Source organism: Shigella sp. FC1544 (assembly GCF_001722145.1).
GTDB lineage: Bacteria > Pseudomonadota > Gammaproteobacteria > Enterobacterales > Enterobacteriaceae > Escherichia > Escherichia coli.
Window position 1 is genome coordinate 1 of the sequence record NZ_MECT01000109.1, and the last position, 6737, is coordinate 6737.

At 44.8% G+C, this 6737-nt stretch carries 8 protein-coding genes and 1 pseudogene; 3 read left to right on the plus strand and 6 right to left on the minus strand.

Annotated features, from left to right (window positions below; translation table 11 throughout):
- From BGK49_RS07460 to hiuH, 5 genes are all read right to left on the minus strand, one after another.
- A partial coding sequence (locus BGK49_RS07460; RefSeq protein ID WP_032335914.1) for a transposase occupies window positions 1–238 on the minus strand: 238 nt, incomplete at its 3' end.
- A gap of 217 nt (window positions 239–455) precedes the next feature.
- Complete coding sequence (zinT, locus tag BGK49_RS07465; protein WP_001007759.1) at window positions 456–1106, minus strand: metal-binding protein ZinT; 651 nt, start codon at window positions 1104–1106, stop codon at window positions 456–458.
- Window positions 1107–1362: 256 nt separating this feature from the next.
- Window positions 1363–1998 (minus strand): protein-methionine-sulfoxide reductase heme-binding subunit MsrQ, encoded by a 636-nt coding sequence (msrQ, locus tag BGK49_RS07470; RefSeq protein WP_001241113.1) that lies wholly within the window; start codon window positions 1996–1998, stop codon window positions 1363–1365.
- A complete protein-coding gene (msrP, locus tag BGK49_RS07475) occupies window positions 1999–3003 on the minus strand; it encodes a protein-methionine-sulfoxide reductase catalytic subunit MsrP (protein WP_000740102.1) in 1005 nt (334 codons plus the stop codon).
- A gap of 108 nt (window positions 3004–3111) precedes the next feature.
- Entirely contained in the window at window positions 3112–3525 is a 414-nt protein-coding gene (gene hiuH / locus BGK49_RS07480; protein ID WP_000920127.1) for a hydroxyisourate hydrolase, read from the minus strand.
- Window positions 3526–3657: 132 nt separating this feature from the next.
- Between hiuH and hprR the strand changes: the two genes are divergently transcribed.
- Window positions 3658–4329 carry a response regulator transcription factor HprR gene (gene hprR, locus BGK49_RS07485; protein WP_001339045.1) on the plus strand — a complete coding sequence of 224 codons (672 nt, stop codon included), beginning with the start codon at window positions 3658–3660 and terminating at the stop codon, window positions 4327–4329.
- Window positions 4329–5687 (plus strand): two-component system sensor histidine kinase HprS, encoded by a 1359-nt coding sequence (gene hprS / locus BGK49_RS07490; protein WP_000826750.1) that lies wholly within the window; start codon window positions 4329–4331, stop codon window positions 5685–5687. The genes hprR and hprS overlap by 1 nt, the downstream gene beginning before the upstream one ends.
- 107 nt (window positions 5688–5794) lie before the next feature.
- Here hprS and hchA read toward each other — a convergent pair.
- Window positions 5795–6550 (minus strand): annotated as a pseudogene (gene hchA, locus BGK49_RS07495) (glyoxalase III HchA); the annotation flags it as partial.
- A gap of 40 nt (window positions 6551–6590) precedes the next feature.
- Between hchA and BGK49_RS25820 the strand changes: the two are divergent.
- A partial coding sequence (locus BGK49_RS25820) for an IS1 family transposase (protein WP_001393286.1) occupies window positions 6591–6737 on the plus strand: 147 nt, incomplete at its 3' end.

Consider the following 6737-nt stretch of genomic DNA (forward strand, 5'->3'; position numbering starts at 1 on the left):
CAAGGCGAGCTTCATTTAACGCCTTACGCAGTTGCAGAATTTCAGATTCCAGTTCAGCCACCGTGCGGGAACCAGGAGTACCGAGCCCTTTTCTGGCGGCGGTAACCCATTGTCCTAAAGTGCCTTCAGGAAGGGATAATCGGGAAGCGCCTTCACTGATCGAAAGTTGATTTTCAAGAACCGTTCTGACAGCTTCGGCTTTGAACTCTTTAGAGTAACGTTGGTTTTTTCTGCTCATTATTAGCTCCTTCTGATGCCATTCTATTTCAGGAAGGAGTGTCCGTTAAACTCAGGCTACCTCAGTTAACTCAATGCGGGTTAGCTTATTAATATACAGACACGTCATAGTGATGAGCGTGTCTGTAGCTAGCTTGCGTTCAGTGGCGTTTGTGGATGGACCAGTGGCAGTTATGATGACTTACTAAAGCGGCATCGAGGCGTTATCATGAGAATACTCAATGAGACATCATTTCCTCGACCACTTCTTCGCTACTCAACTGATATGGATAATACGTTGGCCAGTTTTCCATTTCATTTAATAAAGATTGCTGTGAATCATTACCCATAAAAATGTGAAAATGAGATGATTTTCGTGGTGCAATTATATGATCGCTAAATTGTATATATTTAGGGGCTTTGCTTTCAGGATCTTTACATTCGAATAAGTAACGAACGCCTTTCTTGCCTGATTTATAGGTGAGTATTTTGTATCCATCGTAATCATATTTACAGGATGTTGTTTCATTATTTCTATGGAATTCAACAATGCCGTCCTCAATGCCAATCATCTCGATATCTGTTGCATAACCTTTGTGATAATAATCTTTAATTTCAGCAAATGTTTTAGTTTTATCTGCATCCGCTTTCTTCTGAAAGACGGGGTCAAGTTTGCCACTTTGCAGTAAAGGATAAACGGATTGCCAGACTCCATCCCAGTCACTGAGCGTTCGGTTTTGTACATTGGCATCATCAAAAACACCATTAGCAGCTTTTTGTTCGACCTCTGTTAAGGGTTTGCCGTGTGAGTGATGACCATGCGAAAAGGCAGGAGCGCTAACAATAAAGACACCTAACGCAACAGCCAGTTTGTGAAGACGAATCGCCAAAACAGTTTCCTCCAGAGTCATTGTATATGATGTGTAATGTTATATTGTAACATATGGCAAAATGCAACAACTCTTAGGAGATGAGAGCATAGTTTTCTCAGGTGTACTTATCTATCTTATTGAAATAAAATGAATTATATTGATAATTTGAGGTTGATGACAAACGAAACATAATCTGATGTGATCTGCGTAGGCCGGATAGGGCGCTCGCGCCGCATCCGGCAGGGATAACGCGTACTTTGTCGGCAATATGAAGTTATACAGATAATTTGTTGTGAACCTGCTTGCGTAACCGGTTAAAAAGGGAACGCAACTTCTTATACCGTAAGGCTAAAAGCAGTACAGCCAGCCCAGCGTAGATGAGCGGCTGCGGTGAAATAATCTTCACTGACCACAGATAATGTATTGGGGCCAGGATCGCGACAAGATAGACGAAATTATGCAACTGTTGCCAGTGCTTGCCGAGTTTTCGCTGCATCGCCTGGGTTGAAGTAAACGCTAAAGCAAGCAAAATAACCCAGCTGATAATTCCTAACGTTAAATAAGGCCGGGTAATTAACTCCTTGCCTAATAACGCCAGATTATTCACGCCCAGCTCCAGCAATGCGTAACTGGTTAAATGCAGTGTCGCCCAGGCAAAGCACCATAAGCCTAACAGGCGGCGAGTGCGTATCAATAACGGCTGTTTTGCGTAGCGTGCCAGAGGTGTGATTAACAAGGTCGCCAGCAAAAATTTCAGTGCAGTGCGACCGGTAAAATGCTGAATATCTTTCACCGGATCGGCACCCAGTCCACCGTGATTGAGCGCCCAGACCAGCCAGAGAAACGGCAACAATCCGGCAAGATGCAGGCTAACTTTCAGCCATGTCACCTGTTTTGCTGTCAGACGCATTCAGAAATTCTCCCGCAAATCCAGGCCACGATACAGCGATGCCACCTGGTCGGCGTAACCATTAAACAGTAGCGTTGGCTGGCGCTGAACATCGAGGATGCCGCCTGAACCAATAAATCGTTCGGTAGCCTGTGACCAGCGCGGGTGATCAACATGCGGATTAACGTTGGCGTAAAAACCGTATTCGTCAGGCGCTGCCAGATTCCAGGTGGTTGGCGGACGCTCGCGGGTCAGCTTAATACTGACTATCGATTTAATCCCTTTAAAGCCATATTTCCACGGCACAATCAGTCGTACCGGCGCGCCATTTTGTGGCGGTAACGCCTTGCCATAAACACCCACGGTCATCAGTGTGAGCGGATGCATTGCTTCGTCGAGACGCAATCCTTCGACATAAGGATATTTCATCCCGCCGCCGATAAAGCGGTCCTGCTGGCCTGGCATTTGTTCCGGTGCATAAATTGTTTCGAAAGCGACATACTTCGCATTGCTGGTGGGTTCGGCAAGCGCCAGCAATTTGTGCAGCGGAAAACCAATCCACGGCACCACCATCGACCATGCCTCCACGCAGCGCATACGATAAATACGCTCTTCCAGCGGGAAGCGACGGGTTAAATCATCGTGATCGAGGGTCAATGGTTTTGCCACTTCGCCGCTGATTTTCAGTGTCCATGGATCGGTTTTCAGGCTACCAGCATTAGCGGCGGGATCGGCTTTATCCAGCCCGAATTCATAGAAGTTGTTATAACCGGAGACTTTATCTACTGGCGTCAGTGGCAGGTTATTTTGCCAGGCGGCAGGCTTGCTGAACTCCAGCGGTTTTCCGGCGGGGGCGGGCGGGCGATCGTTCCCTTTAAACCAGCTAAGCAGATCGGCATGCGCAGCGTGAGGCAAAGAAAGTGCAGCTGCACTGATGCCCAGTGCTTTTAACACCTGCCGACGCTTCATAAAGAATACCGACTCGGCCGTAACATCTGATTCTTTTAAAAATTGATTCTTTTTCATGAGCCATCACACTTTTTTGTCGTTAGCCAGCAAGAGCCGTTTACTGTTAATCTGTCAGGGAGTGTCCTCCCTAACAGTAGCAGAGATCTGCTTTTACATATTTATGCATTAACTGCCACGATAGGTTGAATACCCATATTGGCTAAGTAATAAAGGCACATGATAATGCTCGTTCACTTTATTAATATGAAATTCAACGGGGATCTCAGGGAAGAAACTTTCAAGATTTTGTTTCTTGAAATAGTCCCCGGTTTTAAATACGACACGGTAATCGCCCGTAGTTGCAGTTTGCTCGGGCCACAGTGCCTTAATTCGTCCATCCTTATCTGTTTTGGCGGTATTAAGTTGTAACCAGCCGTTATCCGCCTTCTTTTCAAGAGTGACTGTCACGTCAGCAGCGGGTTTTCCGGTTTGCTGGTTCAAAATGTGCACGCTAAGAATGTTTTGTTGTGCGGCATAAACCAAAGAAGGTAATGAAAATGCTGCCGTTGCTACCGAGAGTACTAAATAACGCTTTAACATGTTTATATCCTTGTCATGTGAATGAGTTTTGAGGATAGCGAAAAAGCGGCCAGGGTAACCTTACAGCAGCATTACAATTTTGTAATGAACCAGGCTGTTTCTATAACATATGATTTATGGCATATTATTTTCATGAAGATTTTACTTATTGAAGATAATCAAAGGACCCAGGAGTGGGTAACGCAGGGGCTTTCCGAAGCGGGTTATGTCATTGATGCCGTTTCTGATGGCAGAGATGGGCTTTATCTTGCGCTGAAGGATGATTATGCATTGATAATTCTGGATATTATGCTTCCGGGTATGGATGGCTGGCAGATCTTACAAACGTTAAGAACAGCAAAGCAAACCCCTGTTATTTGCCTTACTGCAAGGGATTCTGTCGATGACAGAGTCAGAGGGCTGGACAGTGGAGCAAATGATTATCTGGTAAAACCTTTTTCATTTTCTGAGTTGCTGGCAAGGGTTCGGGCACAATTAAGGCAACATCACGCTTTGAATTCAACATTAGAAATCAGTGGCTTAAGAATGGACTCTGTAAGTCAAAGTGTGAGCAGGGACAATATCAGTATTACACTGACGCGCAAGGAGTTTCAGTTACTTTGGCTACTGGCCTCCAGAGCTGGCGAAATTATACCCAGAACGGTTATTGCGAGTGAAATTTGGGGAATCAACTTTGATAGTGATACCAATACGGTGGATGTCGCCATTCGCAGGCTCCGCGCAAAAGTTGATGATCCTTTTCCTGAAAAGCTAATCGCCACAATCCGGGGGATGGGCTATTCATTCGTAGCGGTAAAAAAATAATGAAAAGATTGTCTATAACCGTCCGTTTAACCTTGCTTTTTATATTGCTGCTGTCTGTTGCTGGCGCTGGAATTGTCTGGACTCTCTATAATGGCCTGGCAAGTGAGTTGAAATGGCGCGATGATACAACACTCATTAACCGGACAGCACAGATCAAGCAGTTGTTAATTGATGGGGTAAATCCAGATACGTTACCTGTATACTTTAACCGGATGATGGATGTTAGTCAGGATATCTTGATCATTCATGGTGATGGCATCAATAAAATTGTTAACCGGACAAATGTCAGTGATGACATGTTAAATAACATACCTGCTAGTGAGACAATCAGCGCAGCTGGCATTTACAGAAGCATTATTAATGATACTGAGATTGATGCTTTACGAATTAATATTGATGAAGTTTCGCCATCATTAACGGTTACTGTGGCTAAATTGGCTTCAGCTAGACATAACATGCTTGAACAGTATAAAATTAATAGCATTATAATTTGCATTGTCGCCATTGTACTTTGCTCAGTATTAAGTCCGCTGTTAATCAGAACGGGATTACGAGAGATCAAAAAGTTGAGTGGTGTAACGGAAGCGCTGAATTATAACGATAGCCGAGAGCCTGTTGAGGTTAGCGCATTACCGAGAGAACTAAAACCTCTTGGGCAGGCGTTGAATAAAATGCATCAAGCCTTAGTCACAGATTTTGAACGCCTAAGTCAATTTGCTGATGATCTCGCTCATGAACTTAGAACGCCCATTAATGCATTACTGGGTCAGAATCAGGTTACGCTCAGTCAAACCAGAAGTATCGCTGAATATCAAAAAACAATTGCCGGTAACATTGAAGAGTTGGAAAATATTTCGCGGTTAACAGAGAACATACTGTTTCTTGCCCGGGCAGATAAAAACAATGTTTTGGTGAAACTGGACTCGCTTTCTCTCAATAAGGAAGTCGAAAATTTGTTGGATTATCTTGAATATCTTTCAGACGAGAAAGAGATTTGCTTTAAGGTCGAGTGCAATCAGCAAATCTTTGCGGATAAAATTTTACTGCAACGAATGTTATCGAATCTTATTGTTAATGCCATTAGATATTCACCAGAAAAATCGCGTATTCATATAACCAGTTTTCTTGATACCAACGGCTATCTTAATATTGATATCGCCAGTCCTGGAACGAAAATACATGAGCCTGAAAAACTCTTCCGTAGATTTTGGCGGGGAGATAATTCGCGTCATTCCGTAGGTCAGGGACTTGGTCTTTCTTTAGTCAAAGCGATTGCCGAATTGCATGGGGGAAGTGCTTCATATCACTATATCAATAAGCATAATGTGTTCCGAATTACGTTACCGCAAAGAAATTAACATAGGGCTTCAGTACGCCATAAATTAACCGTGAAAAAACGCAGCCACGTCGTGAGTACTAACGCGGCTGCGATTAATTATGCGCTTACATTCAAACGTAACAGGGATTAACCCGCGTAAGCTGCCAGCATTTCCTGCGCCGCCAGTTTACCCAACGCATTCGCTGCGAAAGGACTGTCGCCGGTGAGAAGTTTACGGTCCTTATGTACTCGCCCGGTGATGTCGTCATTAATGATGTTCATGCCCATTTTCTTCAGCTCTTCGCCGAAGTACCAGGTGAGATGACCTGGCATATAGCCAATATCTGGCGTTTGTTTGTCTGCGGCGTCTGGGAATGCGCAAATGGAATAACCATTCACTGGGTTATCGCCGTGGCGAAGCGCCAGAAAAGCCGCCGGGCCGTGGCAAAGGGAGATAACAAAACGGTCATTTTTGATTGCCCACTGTAAAGCGGCAGCTACGTCCTGGCTTTCAGGTAAACCAATAAGTGCGCCATGACCACCAGGAACAAAGATTGCTGCATATTCGCTATCAGCGTTGAGGCTGGCGACAACATCCGCGAGTTTCTTCGGATTGCGGAACAACGATTTATGCTGCTCAAAGAATGGCATTACTTTTTCATCTTTGTGCGGCATAGCCCAGTATTCAAACTTGGTCATCAGACCGGAAATGGTCGCCACTTCGAATTCGAAACCTGCAGCATGGAGATGATACAACGGCAGCAACGTTTCAATCGGATGGTTACCGGTCGAGAACAGTTTTCCGTTATCGGTTGGCAAATAACGTTCGTCCGCGGCGATCACCAGAATTTTATGCTTACCGCGATACGGTTTTGGATAGTCCACGCCGGTGATGCTGCCAACTTACTGATTTAGTGTATGATGGTGTTTTTGAGGTGCTCCAGTGGCTTCTGTTTCTATCAGCTGTCCCTCCTGTTCAGCTACTGACGGGGTGGTGCGTAACGGCAAAAGCACTGCCGGACATCAGCGCTATCTCTGCTCTCACTGCCGTAAAACATGGCAACTGCAGTTCACTTACACCGCTTCTCAA

Coding starts and splice junctions, on each gene's coding strand:
- hiuH (WP_000920127.1), bottom strand. CDS start 3,525: ATGTTAAAGCGTTATTTAGTACTCTCGGTAGCAACGGCAGCATTTTCA.
- hprR (WP_001339045.1), top strand. CDS start 3,658: ATGAAGATTTTACTTATTGAAGATAATCAAAGGACCCAGGAGTGGGTA.
- hprS (WP_000826750.1), top strand. CDS start 4,329: ATGAAAAGATTGTCTATAACCGTCCGTTTAACCTTGCTTTTTATATTG.
- msrQ (WP_001241113.1), bottom strand. CDS start 1,998: ATGCGTCTGACAGCAAAACAGGTGACATGGCTGAAAGTTAGCCTGCAT.
- msrP (WP_000740102.1), bottom strand. CDS start 3,003: ATGAAAAAGAATCAATTTTTAAAAGAATCAGATGTTACGGCCGAGTCG.